The sequence below is a fragment of the Catenulispora sp. MAP12-49 genome (genome assembly GCF_041262705.1).
GTDB lineage: Bacteria > Actinomycetota > Actinomycetes > Streptomycetales > Catenulisporaceae > Catenulispora.
The window spans coordinates 49,083-66,252 of the sequence record NZ_JBGCCP010000040.1 but is presented as its reverse complement, the minus strand read 5'-3'; the positions used below and the strand labels follow the sequence as shown (position 1 = coordinate 66,252).

The 17,170-nt window shown below is 71.7% G+C and carries 18 protein-coding genes; 12 read left to right on the top strand and 6 right to left on the bottom strand.

Going from position 1 to position 17,170, the window contains the following annotated elements; genetic code table 11:
• Positions 1-104 precede the first annotated feature (104 nt).
• Complete coding sequence (locus ABIA35_RS42000; protein ID WP_370361682.1) at positions 105-545, top strand: SRPBCC domain-containing protein; 441 nt, start codon at positions 105-107, stop codon at positions 543-545.
• 44 nt (positions 546-589) lie between these two features.
• Positions 590-946, top strand: a complete 357-nt coding sequence (locus tag ABIA35_RS41995) for an ArsR/SmtB family transcription factor (RefSeq protein WP_370361705.1) — start codon at positions 590-592, stop codon at positions 944-946.
• A gap of 171 nt (positions 947-1,117) precedes the next feature.
• Here ABIA35_RS41995 and ABIA35_RS41990 read toward each other — a convergent pair whose 3' ends face one another.
• The 4 genes from ABIA35_RS41990 to mug form a co-directional block, all read right to left on the bottom strand.
• Positions 1,118-2,086, bottom strand: coding sequence for an N-acetylglucosamine kinase (locus ABIA35_RS41990; RefSeq protein ID WP_370361681.1), 969 nt, complete (start codon positions 2,084-2,086; stop codon positions 1,118-1,120).
• Positions 2,087-2,119: 33 nt separating this feature from the next.
• Positions 2,120-2,338: a hypothetical protein gene (locus tag ABIA35_RS41985; RefSeq protein ID WP_370361680.1), complete on the bottom strand. Its 219-nt coding sequence runs from the start codon at positions 2,336-2,338 to the stop codon at positions 2,120-2,122.
• Between the two features lie 82 nt (positions 2,339-2,420).
• Entirely contained in the window at positions 2,421-2,873 is a 453-nt protein-coding gene (paaI, locus tag ABIA35_RS41980; protein ID WP_370361678.1) for a hydroxyphenylacetyl-CoA thioesterase PaaI, read from the bottom strand.
• Between the two features lie 10 nt (positions 2,874-2,883).
• Positions 2,884-3,447 (bottom strand): G/U mismatch-specific DNA glycosylase, encoded by a 564-nt coding sequence (gene mug / locus ABIA35_RS41975; protein WP_370361677.1) that lies wholly within the window; start codon positions 3,445-3,447, stop codon positions 2,884-2,886.
• 138 nt (positions 3,448-3,585) lie between these two features.
• Here mug and ABIA35_RS41970 point away from each other — a divergent pair, with 138 nt between their 5' ends.
• The 10 genes from ABIA35_RS41970 to ABIA35_RS41925 all read left to right on the top strand — a co-directional run bounded on the left by ABIA35_RS41970 (position 3,586) and on the right by ABIA35_RS41925 (position 15,184).
• On the top strand, positions 3,586-4,851 hold the full coding sequence (locus ABIA35_RS41970) for a cytochrome P450 (RefSeq protein ID WP_370361676.1): 1,266 nt from the start codon (positions 3,586-3,588) through the stop codon (positions 4,849-4,851).
• Between the two features lie 132 nt (positions 4,852-4,983).
• Complete coding sequence (locus tag ABIA35_RS41965) at positions 4,984-6,042, top strand: Gfo/Idh/MocA family oxidoreductase (protein WP_370361674.1); 1,059 nt, start codon at positions 4,984-4,986, stop codon at positions 6,040-6,042.
• Complete coding sequence (locus ABIA35_RS41960; protein WP_370361673.1) at positions 6,039-6,944, top strand: sugar phosphate isomerase/epimerase family protein; 906 nt, start codon at positions 6,039-6,041, stop codon at positions 6,942-6,944. Before ABIA35_RS41965 ends, ABIA35_RS41960 begins: the two co-directional genes overlap by 4 nt.
• Positions 6,941-7,885, top strand: a complete 945-nt coding sequence (gene iolC / locus ABIA35_RS41955; RefSeq protein ID WP_370361672.1) for a 5-dehydro-2-deoxygluconokinase — start codon at positions 6,941-6,943, stop codon at positions 7,883-7,885. Before ABIA35_RS41960 ends, iolC begins: the two co-directional genes overlap by 4 nt.
• 482 nt (positions 7,886-8,367) lie before the next feature.
• Positions 8,368-9,264, top strand: coding sequence for a deoxyribose-phosphate aldolase (locus ABIA35_RS41950; protein WP_370361671.1), 897 nt, complete (start codon positions 8,368-8,370; stop codon positions 9,262-9,264).
• Positions 9,261-11,138: a 3D-(3,5/4)-trihydroxycyclohexane-1,2-dione acylhydrolase (decyclizing) gene (gene iolD / locus ABIA35_RS41945; protein WP_370361670.1), complete on the top strand. Its 1,878-nt coding sequence runs from the start codon at positions 9,261-9,263 to the stop codon at positions 11,136-11,138. The genes ABIA35_RS41950 and iolD overlap by 4 nt, the downstream gene beginning before the upstream one ends.
• Positions 11,139-11,166: 28 nt before the next feature.
• Positions 11,167-12,231, top strand: coding sequence for a substrate-binding domain-containing protein (locus ABIA35_RS41940; RefSeq protein WP_370361669.1), 1,065 nt, complete (start codon positions 11,167-11,169; stop codon positions 12,229-12,231).
• Positions 12,231-13,391 (top strand): ABC transporter permease, encoded by a 1,161-nt coding sequence (locus ABIA35_RS41935; protein WP_370361668.1) that lies wholly within the window; start codon positions 12,231-12,233, stop codon positions 13,389-13,391. Before ABIA35_RS41940 ends, ABIA35_RS41935 begins: the two co-directional genes overlap by 1 nt.
• A complete protein-coding gene (locus ABIA35_RS41930; protein ID WP_370361667.1) occupies positions 13,388-14,296 on the top strand; it encodes an ATP-binding cassette domain-containing protein in 909 nt (302 codons plus the stop codon). The genes ABIA35_RS41935 and ABIA35_RS41930 overlap by 4 nt, the downstream gene beginning before the upstream one ends.
• Before the next feature lie 27 nt (positions 14,297-14,323).
• On the top strand, positions 14,324-15,184 hold the full coding sequence (locus ABIA35_RS41925) for an inositol monophosphatase family protein (RefSeq protein ID WP_370361666.1): 861 nt from the start codon (positions 14,324-14,326) through the stop codon (positions 15,182-15,184).
• On the opposite strand, the gene ABIA35_RS41920 is transcribed toward ABIA35_RS41925, so the two are convergent.
• On the bottom strand, positions 15,173-16,474 hold the full coding sequence (locus ABIA35_RS41920; protein WP_370361665.1) for an MFS transporter: 1,302 nt from the start codon (positions 16,472-16,474) through the stop codon (positions 15,173-15,175). The genes ABIA35_RS41925 and ABIA35_RS41920 overlap by 12 nt on opposite strands.
• Positions 16,471-17,163: a helix-turn-helix domain-containing protein gene (locus tag ABIA35_RS41915; protein ID WP_370361664.1), complete on the bottom strand. Its 693-nt coding sequence runs from the start codon at positions 17,161-17,163 to the stop codon at positions 16,471-16,473. The genes ABIA35_RS41920 and ABIA35_RS41915 overlap by 4 nt, the downstream gene beginning before the upstream one ends.
• Positions 17,164-17,170 lie beyond the last annotated feature (7 nt).

Sequence of the window (17,170 nt, the reverse complement as noted above, 5' to 3'; positions counted from 1 at the left end):
AGCGGGGGCGGGACATGTGCAACCCAGCGGTTGCGCGTCCGGACGACAATGTGCAACCCTGGAGTTGCACGTTCAGATCGCCCTCGGGAGCAAGGGAGCACACCATGAGCACCGACATCCAGGACCGCATCGAGCGGGAGACCCTGATCGCCGCCACCCAGGACCGGGTCTGGTCCCTGGTGACCGAGCCCGGTTTCTGGGTCGCCCCGACCGGCGCCTCGGCCGTCGCCGGCCAGACCACCGTCGCGCACGACGAGAAGTACGGCGACTTCCCGGTGCGGGTGGAGAAGGTCGATCCGAAGAACTACGTGTCCTACCGCTGGGCCAGCGCCTACAAGGGGGAGGACCTGCGCGAGGGCAACACGACGCTGATCGAGTTCACGCTCACTCCCGAGGACGGCGGCATCCGGCTGCGCGTGGTCGAGAGCGGGTTCGCCGCGCTGGACGGCGGCGAGGACACGCAGCGCGGGGCGCTGAAGGACAACACGGAGGGCTGGGCGCAGGTGATGGGCGCGTTCAAGACACGGGCCGAAGAGGCTGCGTGAGGTCTGCCGCCACGGCCTCGCCGGGCGACGGCCCCGACGCCGCCATACCGGCCGAACCCGTCGACGACGTCCTGGCCGCGCTCGCCGATCCCACTCGCCGCCGCCTGCTCGACCTGATCTCCGCGAGCGGCGCCGCCTCGGCCACCGAGCTGGCCGGCGGGCTTCCCGTCACCCGGCAGGCGGTCGTCAAGCACCTCGTGGTCCTCGACGCCGCAGGCCTGGTGACCGGCCGCCGACTGGGCCGCGAGGTCCGCTACGAGGTCCGGCCCGCCGCGTTGGAGGCCACCGCGCGCTGGATGGCCTCGCTGGCCGCCGACTGGGACCGGCGCCTGGCGCGGATCAAGGCCGTCGCTGAGGCGGCTGAGGCGGCCGAGGCAGCGGCGAGCGACGAGCACCACTGACACGCCGTCCCCGCCCGGTCGCTTTTCTTAACGAAGATTTCAGGTCCGCCTGCCAAGCTGTCGAGCTCCGGTGATTCGCGCTGCTGTCGACAGCGCGAATCACCGGAACCTGTTTTCAGGCCGGGTGTTTCAGGCCAGGTGGCTCAGGTTGGGTGTCTCAGACTGGCTGTCTCAGGCCGGGGAGACGACCGGCGCGTCGGCGCCCCAACGTCCCACCGCGTAGCGCACCGCACCGACCACCGGCGCGTCGGTCACCACGGTGATCGGCCCCGGCGCGCGCTCCCGGACACGGTCCAGCAACCTGGCGTGCCCCGCGGCCGCCACCGAACCTCCGAGCAGCACCGGCGGATCCTGCAAGCCCAGGCTCCTCGCCGCCGAGCCGGCCATGCCCGCGATCTCGTCGGCCAGCACGTCGATCAGCCAGCCCGCGACCTCGTCCCCGGCATCGGCCGCGGCGAACACCGCCGGCGCCAGCTCGGCCACGCGGCGGTCGGACTCCTGGCCGCGGTGGATCGCCAGGACCACGTCCAGAGCCGTCGGGCGGTCGAAGTGTGCCGTGACCGCCTTCAGCAGCGCGGTCGCCGGACCCCGGCCGTCCTCGGCGCGCACCGCCCAGAACAGCGCGGCCCGGCCCAGGTCCCCGCCGCCGCCCCAGTCGCCGGACTCCCAGCCCAGGCCCGGGAACGTCGCGGTACGGCCGTCGGGGGCCACCGCCACACAGTTGATGCCGGTGCCGCAGACCACTGCGACGCCCTGGCGCTCCGGCGAGCCGGCGTAGAGGACGGCGAAGGTGTCGTTGGCGACGTACACCTCCTCGGCCCAGCCGCGCGCCTCGACCTCGGCCTGCAAAGTGGCGATCTCCTCGGGCAGGTCGGCGCCGGCCAGGAAGGCCGCGATCCCGCGCACCGGGCCGCCGCCGGCTCCCTGCAGCACCTCGGCCACCAGCGCGTCCAGCACCGCCATCGCCGCCGGCACGCCGAGGGCCTGCGGCCGGAACGCCCCGCCCCGCGCACTGCGCACCGGCGAGCCGTCGGCACGGACCAGGTGCACCTCGGTCTTGCTGTTGCCGCCGTCGACGGCGAGGAACAGGTCGGGAAGTGGATCGGACCGGTGGCGTCCGTCAGCGGTGCTGGTGCTCATGGGCGGCACCCTATCGCCGACGCGCCGATCTTCTCACTCGCCGCTCGGCGGCACCTTCGGCCTGGACTGCAGGGACATCGGGCTGACCCCGACCATCGTCAGGCCGGCCCGCGCGTACATGAGGAACACCGAGCGCGCCGCCCGGCACACCGCGCACCGGGCTCGCTCCCGTCGCCACACCCCGGACAGTTCCGGCCCGAGCTCGTCGGCGTATCGCTGGAACACCACCCGGTCTTGGTCGGCGACGGACATCGGCGGCTCCTGACTGCATCCTGACTGCAACTGACAGATGTGATCTGGGTTACGGCCATATTGCTGATACCCGCTTGAAAGGTCAACGACCAGTGACGACACGGCTCCGACCGCGGAACTCGGCGACGATCTGTCCGGCCGGAGCAGCCGCATCGCCCGAGCTCTCCGCACCACCCCGCGTCACCGTCACGTCATAGATCCCACTGCGCCCGGCCAGCACCCGCTCGACCGCACACGCCGTCAGCACATCCCCCTCGGCCACCGGCGCCAGGAAACTGACGTCGGCCCCGGCCGCGACCGTCACCGGCCCATGACTGTTGCAGGCCAGCGCAAAAGCGGAGTCGGCGAGCAGGAACACGTACCCGCCGTGCCCGATGGCGTGCCCGTTCAGCATGGAGGCGGCCACCCGCATCCGCGCTACAGCCCGCCCCGGCGCCAGCTCGACCAACTCGATCCCCAGCCCCGCCGAGGCCTTGTCGGCGTCGAACATGCGGCGTGCGGCGGCGAGCCCGGCGGCTTCCTCTTCGTTGTCCATGCCAGCGACTTTATGCCGCCGCCGGATCCGGCCCCCGTACGACCTCCCGGAGCTCGGCGTACGCGGCCGCAAGCGTATCGACGTTGTAGTGCGCGTTCAGCCCGCTGGGGTTGGGCAGCACCCACAGCCCCGTCGCCCCCAACTCCCGCTCCTGCCGACCCATCACCGCCTTCGGCGCGTCGAACGCGACCCGGTACGCGCCGATCCCGACGACCGCCAGCCAGCGCGGCCGGAACTCGGCCACCTTCGCCCGCAGCGCCTCCCCGCCGGTGCGGTACTCCTCCGGGCGTAGTTCGGCGGCGCCGGCGGTGGCGCGCGCCACCACGTTCGTGATGCCCAGGCCCAGGCCGATCAGCTGGTCCTGCTCGGACGGCGCGAGCTGGCGCGGGGTGAAGCCGGAGCGGTGCAGGGCGGGCCAGAAGCGGTTGCCGGGGCGGGCGAAGTGGTGGCCGGTCAGGGCCGAGAGCAGGCCGGGGTTGATGCCGCAGAACAGGACGTCCAGGTCCGGGGCGATGACGTCGGCCAGGGTCCGGCCGTTGGCGGCGGCCAGTTCCTCGGCGGTGTGGCGGGGCATGGCACGACGGTACGCGATGCTGCCTGAGCATGTCTGACCCCGTCTGACCCCACCTGACCCCGCCTGACCCTGACGGATCACCGCCGCCGACCGCGCGCCACCATGACGAGTGCCGCAAAACGAGTGAGAATCCTTAATATGTCTGATCTTCCCGTGTTGAACACCTCGGACCCCGAGTACGCCCGCGACCCCTACGCCCTCCTGGCCCCCATCGTCGAGGCCGGGCCGGTGGTCCGCACCGTGGTGGACGGATTGGCGGTGTGGCTGGTCACCGGTTACGACGAGGCCCTGTTCGTCTTGTCCTCGCCCCAGATGAGCATCGACGGGATCAAGAACTCCGGCCCGGAGGCCCGCGAGGTGTTCTGGGCCGGCGCCGCCGACCGGGGCCTGCAATCGCACATGGGCCGCATGGACCCGCCGGACCACACCCGGCTGCGCGGCCTGGTCCAGCAGACCTTCACCCCGCGCCGGATCGCGGCACTGGAGCCGTGGATCCGCGGGATCGCGCGGGACCTGATCGAGGCGTTCCCCTCCGACACGGCCGAGGCCGAGATCGACCTGATGGAGGCCTTCGCGCTGCCACTGCCCATAACGGTCATCGCCGAGCTCCTGGGCATCGACACCGGGCAGCGCGCCGACTTCCGGCACTGGGCCGACACCGTGCTGCAGGCCGACGAGCGGCAGGTGCCCGAAACGGCTGTGGCGGCGCGCAAGATCTCCGACATGCTCGCGGGTCTGGTGGCGCAGCGCCGGGCCGCCGTCGGCGACGCGCCGATGGACATCTCGCATGAGGGCACGTTGATCGACGGCCTGATCCGCGCCCATGACCAGGGCGACACACTGACCGAGCGCGAGCTGGTGTCGCTGCTGTTCCTGCTGCTGGGCGCGGGTTACGAGACCACGGTCAACCTGATCGGCAACGGCACGGTGACGCTGCTGTCCGACCCCGCGCGCGTGGCTGCCGTTCGGGAGGATCCGGCCCTGCTTCCCGCGGCCATCGAGGAGTTCCTTCGCATCGACCCGCCGGTAAAGGTGGTGTTTCCGCGCTATCCCTTGGTGGATGTCGAGCTCGGCGGGGTGCTGATCCGCACCGGCGAGCCGGTGGTGGTGCACTTCAGCGCGGTCAGCCGGGACGAGCGCCGCTACAGCGACCCGGCCGTCTACCGTCCCGGCCGTGGCGCCGACCGCTCCGAGCCCTCGCACCTGACGTTCGGCTACGGCCTGCACCACTGCCTGGGCGCGCCACTGGCGCGACTGGAGGCGCGCATCGCCTTCAGTGAACTGCTGAATGCGTATCCGCACCTTGAGTTGGCAGCACCTGCCGAGTCGCTGGAATGGGACCACAGCCGGCTGTTCCGCGGTCTGGCCGCGCTGCCGGTGCGGCTGGGCGACCGGGCCGTCTGACAGGTGTCAACCCCATGATGACAACCTGTCCGGTTGTTAAAATGTCATAACATTCGGTTGACCGGCTGCCCGGTCCGCAGGAAGCTCGCACCAAGTGGCCACCACAAGCACGCGTACGCGACGGAGGCTGGCATGACACTCTTGGGGCTGGTCGGCGTCGGGCGCATCGGGGCCTTCCACGCCAGGACGCTGCACGGCCTGCCGGACGTCGAGGTGGTGGTCGCCGACGTGCAGTCCGGCCGGGCCGAGGAGCTGGCCGCCACGCTCGGCACCCGCTGGGCCCCGGACATCGGCTCGCTGCTGCGCACGGATCTGGACGCGCTGGTCGTGGCCACCTCCACCGGCAGCCACGCCGAGCTCATCGAGCGCGGCGTCGCCGCCGGCATCCCGGTGTTCTGCGAGAAGCCGGTCGCCGAGAACAGCGCCAAGACGCTGGAGGTCATCAAGAGCGTCGACAAGTACGGCGGCCGCGTGCAGATCGGCTTCCAACGACGCTTCGACGCCGGGTACGTCGCGGCGCGCGCCGAGGTGCGCGCGGGGGCGCTGGGCCGCGTGCACACGCTGCGCGCTCAGACCTGTGATCCGGTGCCACCACCGGCCGGATACATAGCGACCTCCGGCGGGATCTTCCGCGACTGCAGCGTGCACGACTTCGACGCGATCCGCTGGGTGACCGGCCGGGAGGTGGCCTCGGTGTTCGCCTCCGGTTCGGACCGGGGTGCGCCGTTCTTCGCCGAGTTCGGCGACGCTGATACCGCCGCTGCGGTGCTGCGGCTGGAGGACGACGCGCTCGCCACCGTGACGGCGACGCGGTATCACGGTGCGGGGTATGCGGTGACGCTGGATGTGGCCGGGACGCAGGGCAGTATCGGCGCCGGGTACGACGACGGGCTGCCGGTGCGGCCGGTGGGGGTGCCCGGGCCTGATCCCGATCCCGATCTCAATCCCCATACCGATTCCGGCGGCGGCAGCGGCGCGGCCTGGCCGAAGGGGCCGGCGTACGCGGGGTTCATGGACCGGTTCCACCAGGCCTACATCGACGAGCTGCAAGCCTTCGTGTGCTTCGCCGAGGGCCGGATCGAGAACCCCTGCCCGGTCGGTGACGCGCTGGAGGCGCTGTACGTCGCAGAAGCCTGTGATGTCTCGCGCGCGGAGAACCGGCCGGTGACGATCGCGGAGGTGCGGCGATGACCGCGAATCGGATCGCAGACCGGATCGGGGACCGGATCGCGGACCGGATCGCCGGGGCGCCGATCTCCTGGGGCGTGTGCGAGGTCCCGGGGTGGGGCCACCAGCTGTCCGCCGAGCGGGTGCTGACCGAGATGGCCGAGGCCGGGCTGCGGGCCACCGAGTTCGGACCGGACGGGTTCCTGCCGGAGGATCCCGGCGAGCGGCGCGCGCTGCTGAAGGAGTATCAGCTCCTTGCGGTCGGCGGATTCGTCCCGGCGGTGCTGCATGAGCCGGACCACGACCCGTGGCCGGCCGTCGCCGAGGCACTGGCCGGGTTCACCGCGTCCGGGGCGGATCTGCTGGTGCTGGCCGCCGCGACCGGCGCCGACGGCTACGACTCGCGGCCGGTGCTGGACGCCGGCGGCTGGCGGACGCTGTTCACGAACCTGGACCGGATCCGCGCGCGGGCGGTGGGCCTGGGCATCCGCACCTGCCTGCATTCGCACGTCGGCACGATGATCGAGACCGGCGAGGAGGTCGAGCGGCTGCTGGACGCCTCGGACACGCCGCTGTGCCTGGACACCGGCCACCTGCTGATCGGCGGCGGCGACCCGGCCGGGCTGGCAGCGCGGGCCCCGGACCGCATCGCGCACACGCACCTGAAGGACGTCGACGCCGCCCTCGCCGAGCGGGTACGTGTCGGCGAGTTGACGTACTACGACGCGGTATGCGCCGGTATGTATCGGCCGCTGGGGCGCGGGGACGCCGATATCGCAGGAGTCGTAGCGGCCTTGGAAGGGAACGAATACCGGGGCTGGTACGTGCTGGAGCAGGACACGGTGCTGGACGCCGAGCCCGGGCGCGGGGCCGGGCCGGCCGCCGACGTGCGCGCCTGCGCCGCCTACCTGGAGGGGCTGGCATGAGCTACGACGTCGTCACCATGGGCCGGGTCGGCGTGGACGTGTACCCGCTGCAGATCGGGGTGGGGCTGGAGGACGTGGAGACGTTCGGCAAGTTCCTCGGCGGCAGCGCCACGAACGTCGCCGTCGCCGCCGCCCGCCACGGCCGCCGCACCGCGGTCGTCACCCGCGTCGGCGCGGACCCCTTCGGACGCTTCGTCCGGCGCGCGCTGGGGGAGTTCGGCGTCGACGACGCCTTCCTGGCGGAGGTCGAAGGACTGCCGACACCGGTGACCTTCTGCGAGATGTTCCCCCCGGACGACTTCCCGATCTACTTCTACCGCTGGCCCAAGGCCCCCGACCTGACAATCGCCCCGGAGGAACTGGACCTGGAGGCGATCGCCGGCGCGGGCGTCTTCTGGGCGACACTCACCGGCCTGTCCGCCGAACCCAGCCGCTCGGCCCACCACGCCGCCTGGCAAGCCCGCGCCGCCGCCCCCCACACCATCCTCGACCTGGACTACCGCCCCCAATTCTGGGACTCCGCCACCGCCGCCGGCCGCGCGGCACGCCTGGCACTGCCGCACGTCACGGTAGCGGTCGGCAACCTGGAGGAGTGCTTCACAGCGGTCGGCGAACGCGACCCGCACCAGGCCGCCGACGCACTGCTGAGCCTGGGCCCGCACCTGGCCGTGGTGAAGCTGGGCGCCGACGGAGTCCTGGCCCACACCGCGCAGCAGACCCTGGAACTACCGGCCCCGACGGTGAAGGTCCTCAACGGCCTCGGCGCCGGCGACGCGTTCGGCGGCGCACTGTGCCACGGCCTGCTGGGAGGCTGGCCGCTGGAACGCACCCTGCGCTTCGCCAACGCCGCCGGCGCCCTGGTCGCCAGCCGGATCGAGTGCTCGACGGCGATGCCGGCCACCGCCGAGGTCCTGGCCGCGCTGGAGGCCGGGGATGGGTGAGGGGGCCGCCTGCCGGGGTGCCGCCCAGGGTGCCGGCCGGACCGGTCGCGGTGGCTTGGCGGTGGGAGCTGAGCGGGATGCTCGCGTCGATGGTTTTGCCTCGGCTGCGGGGCTGCGTGCCGGCGGCGGCGATTTCGTGACGCACGCTGAGCGGGATGCTCGCGGCGGCTTCGTGGCGCGCGCCGGGCAGCACGCTGGTGGCGGCGCTCTCGCGGTGTGCACCGAGCCGCGAACCGGTAGTGGCGATCTCGTGGCGCGCGCCGAGCAACTTCCCGCCCCCGCCAATCCCGCATCCGCCCCCGCCAATCCCGCATCCGCCGCCGCCAATCCCGCATCCGCCGCCGCCAATCCCGCATCCGTCCCTGCTCGGTGCCCTGATCCACCTCCCCCCAGTCAACCGGCCCGGCGGTGTGGCGCCGGGCCGGTGCGCTACCCCACCCGGCGTCGCGTCGCGTGCCCCCTACCGTTCGTGGAGGTCGTCCATGCTTGACGTCGGGGAGATGCGCCGGTTGCGGCAGGTGCGGGTGGCTGAGCCGGAGGCCATCGCGGCGGCGGCCTCGGCGCGGCGGCGGCGGTCTCTGGTCGAGCGGGGCGGGCGGTTGATGCTCATCGCCGCCGATCATCCGGCGCGGGGGGCGTTGGGGGTGCGGGACGATCCGTTGGCGATGGGGGATCGGCGGGAGTTGTTGGAGCGTCTGGTCGTGGCGCTTGCGCGGCCCGGTGTGGACGGGGTGTTGGCGACCCCTGACATCGTGGAGGATCTGCTGCTGCTCGGCGCCCTCGATGACCGGGTGGTGGTGGGGTCGATGAACCGGGGCGGGCTGGCCGGCTCCGTCTCCGAGCTCGACGACCGCTTCACCGCCTACGACGCCGCCGCCATCGCCGCCTCCGGCCTGGACGGCGGCAAGATGCTGCTGCGCATCGACCTCGGCGACCCCGACACCGTCTCCACGCTGGAAGCCTGCGGCCGGGCCGTCTCCGAGCTGGCGGCGCGCCGCCTGGTCGCGATGATCGAGCCCTTCATGGCCACCCGCGCGGGCGATGGCCGTCTGCGCAACGACCTGTCGGCCGCCGCCGTCGTCCGGGCCTGCGCGATAGCCGGCGGCCTGGGCTCGACCAGCGCCTACACCTGGCTGAAGCTGCCGGTCGTGGAGGAGATGGAACGCGTCCTGGCCGCGACTACCCTCCCGGTCCTGCTCCTCGGCGGCGACCCCGACGTCGCCCCGCAGGAGACCTACGCCGCCTGGGAGAAAGCCCTTGCCCTGGAAGGGGTTCACGGACTGGTTGTAGGACGGGCCCTGCTCTACCCGCCGGACGGCGACGTCGCAGCGGCGGTCGACACCGCTACCGCGCTAGTGAAGCCCGGAGCCCGGGAATGAGCACCCGCCGCCTGACCGTAGCCCAGGCGCTCGTAAGATTCCTCGCCGTCCAGCACACCGAACGCGACGGCATCCGCCACCGCCTCATCGAAGGCGTCTTCGGCATCTTCGGCCACGGCAACGTCGCAGGCCTCGGCGAAGCCCTCCTCGGCCTGGAACTCCAGGACCCGGCCCTGCTGCCCTACCGCCAGGCCCGCAACGAGCAGGCCATGGTCCACACCGCCGCCGCCTTCGCCCGCACCCGCGACCGCCTGTCCACCTACGCCTGCACCACCTCTGTCGGACCCGGCGCCACCAACCTGGTCACCGGCGCGGCCCTGGCCACGATCAACCGCCTGCCGGTCCTGCTGCTCCCCGGCGACGTCTTCGCCACCCGCACCGCCAACCCGGTCCTGCAAGAGCTGGAGGACCCGCGCAGCCTCGACATCTCCGTCAACGACACGCTGCGCCCCGTCTCCCGCTACTTCGACCGCGTCAACCGCCCCGAACAACTGCCCGCGGCCCTGCTCAACGCGATGCGAGTGCTGGCAGACCCCGCCGATACCGGAGCGGTCACCCTGGCGCTTCCGCAGGACGTGCAGGCCGAGGCGTGGGACTGGCCCGAAGAGCTGTTCGAGCAGCGCGTCTGGCACGTCCCCCGCCCGCGCGCCGACATCAGTGCCCTGAACCGAGCGCGCACCGCCATCATGAACGCCGAACGCCCTCTCATCGTCGCCGGCGGCGGCGTCACCTACTCGCAGGCCACCGACACGCTCCGCGCCTTCGCCCGCGCCACCGGCATCCCGGTCGCCGAGACCCAGGCCGGCAGGGGCGCCATGCCGGAGGACGATCCGCTGTCCCTGGGCGCCGTCGGCGCGACCGGAACCACTGCCGCGAACCGCATCGCCGCCCGAGCCGACCTCGTCATCGGCATCGGCACCCGCTTCTCGGACTTCACCACCGCCTCCCGCACCGTCTTCGCCGACCCCGACGTGCGATTCGTGACGATCAACATCGCCGCCTTCGACGCCGCCAAACACGCCGGCATCGCAGTCGTCGCCGATGCTCGCACGGCCTTGGAAGACCTGACAGCATTACTTTCCGGCTCTCCCATAGGAGCTACACACAGCGCCGAAATCGCTGACGCCCGCGCGAATTGGGCCGCCACCGTCGAGTCCGCCTACCACTTCGCCAACGCGCCGCTGTCCTCCCAAATCGAGGTCATCGCCGCCGTCAACGACGCCGTCGAACCCGGCGACGTGGTCGTCTGCGCGGCCGGCTCGATGCCCGGCGACCTGCACCGGCTCTGGCGCACCGGCGGCGACCCGAAGTCGTACCACGTCGAGTACGGCTTCTCCTGTATGGGCTACGAGATCGCCGGGGGCCTGGGCGTGAAGCTCGCCGCGCCCGAGCGCGAGGTCTACGTCCTCGTCGGCGACGGCTCCTACCTGATGCTCGCCCAGGAGATCGTCACCGCCGTGGCCGAGGGCGTGAAACTGATCGTGGTGCTGGTCGACAACGCCGGCTACGCCTCCATCGGCGCGCTGTCCGAGTCGGTGGGCTCGCAGCGTTTCGGCACCGCCTATCGCTACCGAGGTACCACGGGGCGGTTGGACGGCGGTCCGCTGCCGGTGGACCTGGCCGCCAACGCCGCCAGCCTCGGCGCGAACGTCGAACGCGCGGGCGATCTTGGGGAGTTCGTCGCGGCGCTGGACCGCGCCAAGAAGGCCGACCACCTCACAGTCGTGCACGTCACGACCGATCCGCTGGCCGGCGGGCCCGACGGCGGCGCGTGGTGGGACGTCCCGGTCGCGCAGGTATCAGAACTGGAATCCACTCGCGCGGCCCGAACGGGGTATGAGGAGGCGAAGAAGGCTCAACGCCCGTACCTGTAACGCCACAACGAATGTGGAGGAGGCACGTATGGCACCGAGAACACGCTCTTCCATCGGCCGGCTGCTCACGGCAGTGCTGGCCACGGCGCTCCTGATCGCCGGCTGCTCGTCGTCGAGCTCGTCGTCCAAGACCGGGGCCGGCTCCGGCGGCTCCTGCCCCTACACCTTCGCCGTCATCACCCACGGCGACAACGGCAACTTCTGGAGCGTCGTCTACAAGGGCGCCAAGGACGCAGCGAAGGACACCGGCTGCAAACTGTCCGAGACCTACGGCTCCCAGCAGCAGGGCCAGGCCCAGCCCGACGACAACGCTGAGAACGCGCAGATCCAGAACGCGATCAACGCCAAGGTCAACGGCATCATCGTCTCCGACCACGCGCCGAGCGTCATGAACTCCACCCTGGCCGCCGCCTCCGACGCCGGCATCCCGGTGGTCCTGGTCAACGCCGGGTGCGACGACGCCGACATCGCCGCGGCCAAGGCCATCACCTGCGTCGGGCAGCCTGAGCAGCTGGCCGGCAAGCAAGCCGGGCAGCGGTTCGCCAAGGAGAACGCCTCCAACGTGCTGTGCGTGATCCACCAGTCCGGCCAGAACCTGCTCGACCGCTGCGACGGCATCGCGCAGGGCCTGGGCGTCGGCCAGAAGTGCGTAAGTGGGGACTCCCCCACTTCCGGGCCGGCCTGCACCGAGCTGATCCTGTCCACGCCGAACGCCGCCTCCAACCCGCAGCAGGCGGTCGGCCAGGTCACCGCCTACCTGGCCGCGCACCCCGGGATCAACGCGGTGATGACGCTGAACAACGCGATCGGCCAGTCGCTGGTCGTGGCCAAGCCGGCGCACGTGAAGATCGCCACCTTCGACCTGTCCGGCGACGTGCAGAACGACCTGCAGGCCTCGCCCCCGACCCTGGACTTCGCCGTGGACCAGCAGCAGTACCTCCAGGGCTACCTCCCGGTCGAGTTCCTGTTCCTGTACGACAAGCACGAGGGCAACGCGGTCGGCGGCGGCACCACCGTGGCCAGCGGACCCAAGCTCGTGGACAGCACGAACATCAAGTCCGTGGCCGCCGCGATCGCGGCCGGGGACGACTGATGACCGACTCGGACGTCGCGGTGGCCCGGCCCGGGGAGGCCGGGCCACCGCCCGCCGGCGGGCCCGAGGGCGGCTCTGACGGCCCCGGCGGCCCCGGCGAGCCCAACGAGCCCCCGGAGGGCGCCGGCGGCCTGGTCGGCGCGCTCACCAGGGCCCTGCGGCGCCCCGCCCTGGGAGCGCTGCTCGGGGCGGTCGCGGTGTTCGTGGTCTTCACCGTCACCGACAGCACCCCGCAGCACCTGTGGCTGACCCAGACCGGATTCCAGGCTTGGGCCCAACAGGCGGCGTTCTTCGGGATCATGGCGGTGCCGGTCGGGCTGCTGATGATCGGCGGCGAGTTCGACCTGTCGACCGGCGGCATGACCGGGTTCTGCGCGATCATCATGGCGCTGCTGGTCGGGAACGAGCACTGGAACGCCTGGGCCGCGGTCGCTGCGACGTTCGCCTTCGGGGCGCTGGTCGGCGCGGTGAACGGGATCGTCGTGACCCGCTCGGGGCTGCCGAGCTTCATCGTCACGCTGGCCACGTACTTCGTCTTCCGCGGCCTGTCGGTCGGCGGCGTGCTGAAGGTGAACCACGGCAGTACCAACATCGGGCTGACCGGCACCGACCATCCGGGGCTGAACAGCGCCAAGGACGTCTTCGGCGGTTCCTTCGCCCACAGCAGCGGTCTGCCGGTGGGCTACCAGACCGCGATCCTGTGGTTCGTCGGCGTCACGGCGGCCGCGGTGTGGCTGCTGGCCCGGACCCGGTTCGGGAACTGGGTGTTCGCCGTCGGCGGCGACGCCGATGCCGCACGCAAGGTCGGGGTGCCGGTACGGCGTACCAAGGTCCTGCTGTTCATGACGACCTCGACGGCCGCCGCGCTGGTCGGCGTCATCTCGTTCCTGCAGACCAACACCGCGGTCTCCGAGCAGGGCGTCGGCTACGAGTTCTACTACATCATCGCCGCGGTCGTCGGCGGCTGTCTGCTCACCGGCGGGCACGGCTCGGCGCTCGGCGCCGCGCTGGGGGCCTGCATCATCGGGATGGCGTTGCAGGGCGTCATCTACTCCGGCTGGGACAGCTCCTGGGACTTCACGTTCCTGGGCGCGATCCTGTTCCTGGCCGTGGCCGTCAACACCCTGACCCACCGGCGAGCGATGAGGGCGCGCAGATGACCACTTCCGATGACGCGTCCGTGGCGCTGCTGGAGGCCGACGGCGTCGGCAAGTACTTCGGGAACGTGCGCGCCTTGAGCGGGGTGTCGCTGTCGGTGCGCGCCGGGCAGGTCACGTGCGTGCTCGGGGACAACGGCGCCGGCAAGTCGACGCTCATCAAGATCCTGTCCGGGGTGTTCGCCCCCGACGAGGGCGAGGTGCGCATCGACGGCACGACGACGAGGTTCCACAGCCCCCGCGACGCCCGCGCCGCCGGCATCGCCACCGTCTTCCAGGACCTGGCGATGGTGCCGCTGATGGCGATCTGGCGGAACTTCTACCTCGGTTCGGAGCCGACCAGGGGCTGGGGGCCGTGGCGGCGCTTCGACGCCCGCGCGGCCCGGGAGAGCACCCGCGAAGCCCTGGCCGCGATGGGGATCGACCTGCGCGACCCCGACCAGCCCGTCGGCACGTTGTCCGGCGGCGAGCGGCAGTCGGTGGCGATCGCCCGGGCCGTGCACTTCGGCGCCAGGGTCCTGATCCTGGACGAGCCGACCTCGGCGCTGGGCGTGAAACAGGCCGGGGTGGTACTACGGCGGGTCGTCCAGGCCCGGGAGAAGGGCCTGGGCGTCGTGTTCATCACCCACAACCCGCACCACGCGCATCCGGTGGGGGACCGGTTCGTAGTACTGAACCGGGGCCGGTTACTCGGGGACTTCGCCAAGTCCGAGATCGGCCGCGACGAACTGGTGCGGTTGATGTCCGGCGGGGCGGAGCTGGAAACGCTCGGACACGAGCTTGAACGCATACCCGGCATCGACGCCAGTGCCGTCGCCGATGCCTCTGCCGATGCCCCTGTTGCTCCGGCAGCTGAAGAGCCGCAGGCTGGTCCGGAGCCGGCTGAAGCGCTCGACGAAAACGGTTGATCGAAAGCACTGTCGAAGGACCTGGCCATGCCCCTGCCCCGCCCCGCGACCCTCGGCGCGATCCGCGTCGCCCGGGAGGCCGCCACCTTGATCCGCCGCTCGGCCGCCCCGCGCCGGCTCCGCTTCAAGACCTCCGCCGCGGACCTGGTCACCGCCACCGACCTGCGGGTCGAGCGGCTGGTCCGGTCCTGGCTGAAGGATGCCCATCCCGACCACGCCGTCGTCGGCGAGGAGGGCGGCGGCCTGGCCGAGATGGACCTGTCGCGCCCGACGTGGTTCGTCGATCCCGTCGACGGCACCACCAACTTCGTGCGCGGCATCCCGCACTGCGCCTGTTCGCTGGCGTTCTGGGACGGGCAGCGGCTCGCCCTCGGGGTGGTCGCCGACGTCGCGCGCCGCCGGATCTACTGGGCCGAGGCCGGGCACGGCGCGTACGAGGGACGCCGGCGGCTGCGCGCCTCGCCGGTGCGGCGGCTGGACCGGGCGGTGCTGGCCACCGGCTTCCCGCCGACCAGGTCCTTCGACAGTGACGACAACCTGGCCGAGTTCGCCTCGGTGTTCCGTCAGTCGCGGGACGTGCGGCGCACCGGCAGCGCCGCGATCGACCTGGCGTGGGTCGCCGCCGGCCGGCTGGACTGCTACTGGGAGCAGCGGTGCGGGCCGTGGGACTGGGCCGCCGGGGTGTTGCTGGTACGGGAGGCCGGCGGGAAGGCCACGACGTACGCCGGGCTGGAGTGGCATCCCGGGGACGCGGATCTGGTGGCGTCCAACGGGCCGGTGCATCCGGCGTTGATCGAGGCGTTCTGCGAGGCGCGGGCGGCGGCGGGGTTCCCGGCGCGGCCGCCGCAGCCGGTGTTCACGGCGCCGGAGCCTGCGTCAGCCGGGTAGTTCGCGCAGCTTGCGCAGCGGCGAGCCGAGCAGGAACAGGACGCTGCAACAGGCGCCGATCGTGGAGATCCACAAGGAGGTGCGCATGCCGACGGTCGTGGCCAGCCAGCCGCCGCTCAGCGCGCCGAGGGGCCGGATGCCGTAGTTGATGGTCTGCAGGACGCCGGAGATGCGCGAGCGGCTGGCGTCCGGCATCACAGCGGTGAGATAGGCGTTGCCGGAGGTGTCCAGGACCATCACGCCCAGACCGGACAGGAACTCGTACACGAACAGCGTCAGCACGATCGCCGCCTTGGGGCCCGTGGCCAGCACGACCAGCATGTGCGGCGCGGAGAAGCCGAGGAAGCCGACCGTCATCGCCATGCCGATGCCGATGCGCGCCACGATGCGCTTCGTCAGCACGGCGCCGACCAGTCCGCCGATCGCGCCGGAGCCGAGGACCAGGCCGAGCAGGCCGGGGTTGATGTGCAGGTGCTTGGTGGCGTAGAGGATGAACAGGGCCTGGAAGATGAAGTCGAAGAAGTTGACCGTCGCGACGGCACTGGCCAGGGCTCTGATGCCGGGGGTCCGGAGGATCCAGCGAAGGCCGTCGAGGTAGTTGCCTTTGGCAGGCGGCGCCGGTTCGGGCTCGACGGGGGATATCCGGCTGAGCGACAGGGCTGAGGCCAGGTAGCTCACCGCGTCGCCGACCAGCGCGAACGGCGCCCTGAGCAGCTGGACCAGCAGGCCGCCGACGCTGGGGCCGGAGACGTAGGCGAAGGCTCGGCTGCCGTTGTCCAGGGCTGAGGCCTCGACGAGTTCCTCGCCGGGGACCATGCAGGCGAACAGCGTGTTGCCGGCGATGTTGAACAGCACGGCCAGCGTCCCCACGATCAGCTCGGCGACGATCAGCTGCACGAGGGTGAGCACGCCGAAGGCGTAGGCGACCGGCACCGACAGCACGGCGAGGAAACGGCCCACGTCGGCGATCAGCATGACGCGGCGCCGGCTCGACCGCCGATCCATCCACACCCCGGCCGGGATCGACAGCAGCAGCGCGGGAATCATCGGCGCGGCGGTGAGCCATGCCATCGCGGTCGCCCCGGCGCCGAAGAGCAGCACGGCGGCCAGCGGCATCGCGATGCGGTGCACCTCGTCGCCGATCAGGGAGACGCTGTGGCCGAGCCAGTAGCGGCGGAAATCGCGGCGGTGCAGGACCGCGGGGACGCGGTGGCGGAGGCCGGACGGGAGCAGACGGGATATCGCGCCGGCGGTGGGGGCTTCGGTGGGACCCTTGACGGCGGCGGTCATGACTGGGCGCCTTGGGCGGTGGTGTCGGTTCCCGAGGCGGTGTTGGTGCCCGAGCCAGTGTCGGTACCCGAGTCGGTGTCGGTTCCCGGACCGGTGTCGCTGCCCGGTGCCGGCCGGAGGTCCTTCCGATAGGCGATCCGCAGCACCTGCACCAACTCCGCCCCCTCCGGCCGTAGCTCCGGCGCGGTGTTGCGTTCGTCGAAGCGGCTGAGCAGCGCGTCGATGCCCTCTTCGAGCTCCTGCAGCTCGGCGGGCGTCAGGTAGAGCATGCGGTCGCCGAAGGCCTCGGCCTCCTGCCACTCCTTCGGCAGCCGGTCCCAGTTGCGCTCGGCGTACAGCACCTCCTCGAAGTACTGCTGGGCCAGGAACACGCGGAGTTCCGCTGTCGCCGCCGCGACGGCCGGGTCCGTGGCGGCGCGCGGGACGTTCGTGAACTGCGCCGTGGCGCGCCACGGCTTTTGCCGTCCGGGTCCGGCGACCTCCTCGACCAGGCCGTACTTCGCGAGCATGCGCAGGTGGTAGCTGCAACTGGCCACTGATTCGCCGGTGAGCTCGGCGGCGCGGGTGGCGGTCAGCGGGCCGTCGGTGCGGAGCAGGGCGACCAAGGCCATCCGGGTGCGGTGGGCGTACGCGCGGATGGCTTGCGGGTCGGTGAGATGCAGGGCGTCATCGTGCTCTGAGCCGGTCATGCATCTA

Bases quoted from the DNA above. Each gene is read 5' to 3' on its own strand.
- ABIA35_RS41990 (WP_370361681.1), bottom strand. From the start codon at position 2,086: ATGAGCACCAGCACCGCTGACGGACGCCACCGGTCCGATCCACTTCCC.
- paaI (WP_370361678.1), bottom strand. From the start codon at position 2,873: ATGGACAACGAAGAGGAAGCCGCCGGGCTCGCCGCCGCACGCCGCATG.
- ABIA35_RS41930 (WP_370361667.1), top strand. From the start codon at position 13,388: ATGACCACTTCCGATGACGCGTCCGTGGCGCTGCTGGAGGCCGACGGC.
- ABIA35_RS41960 (WP_370361673.1), top strand. From the start codon at position 6,039: ATGACCGCGAATCGGATCGCAGACCGGATCGGGGACCGGATCGCGGAC.
- mug (WP_370361677.1), bottom strand. From the start codon at position 3,447: ATGCCCCGCCACACCGCCGAGGAACTGGCCGCCGCCAACGGCCGGACC.
- ABIA35_RS41925 (WP_370361666.1), top strand. From the start codon at position 14,324: ATGCCCCTGCCCCGCCCCGCGACCCTCGGCGCGATCCGCGTCGCCCGG.
- ABIA35_RS41920 (WP_370361665.1), bottom strand. From the start codon at position 16,474: ATGACCGCCGCCGTCAAGGGTCCCACCGAAGCCCCCACCGCCGGCGCG.
- ABIA35_RS42000 (WP_370361682.1), top strand. From the start codon at position 105: ATGAGCACCGACATCCAGGACCGCATCGAGCGGGAGACCCTGATCGCC.
- ABIA35_RS41950 (WP_370361671.1), top strand. From the start codon at position 8,368: ATGCTTGACGTCGGGGAGATGCGCCGGTTGCGGCAGGTGCGGGTGGCT.
- ABIA35_RS41965 (WP_370361674.1), top strand. From the start codon at position 4,984: ATGACACTCTTGGGGCTGGTCGGCGTCGGGCGCATCGGGGCCTTCCAC.
- ABIA35_RS41935 (WP_370361668.1), top strand. From the start codon at position 12,231: ATGACCGACTCGGACGTCGCGGTGGCCCGGCCCGGGGAGGCCGGGCCA.
- ABIA35_RS41915 (WP_370361664.1), bottom strand. From the start codon at position 17,163: ATGACCGGCTCAGAGCACGATGACGCCCTGCATCTCACCGACCCGCAA.
- ABIA35_RS41970 (WP_370361676.1), top strand. From the start codon at position 3,586: ATGTCTGATCTTCCCGTGTTGAACACCTCGGACCCCGAGTACGCCCGC.
- ABIA35_RS41940 (WP_370361669.1), top strand. From the start codon at position 11,167: ATGGCACCGAGAACACGCTCTTCCATCGGCCGGCTGCTCACGGCAGTG.
- ABIA35_RS41985 (WP_370361680.1), bottom strand. From the start codon at position 2,338: ATGTCCGTCGCCGACCAAGACCGGGTGGTGTTCCAGCGATACGCCGAC.
- iolD (WP_370361670.1), top strand. From the start codon at position 9,261: ATGAGCACCCGCCGCCTGACCGTAGCCCAGGCGCTCGTAAGATTCCTC.
- iolC (WP_370361672.1), top strand. From the start codon at position 6,941: ATGAGCTACGACGTCGTCACCATGGGCCGGGTCGGCGTGGACGTGTAC.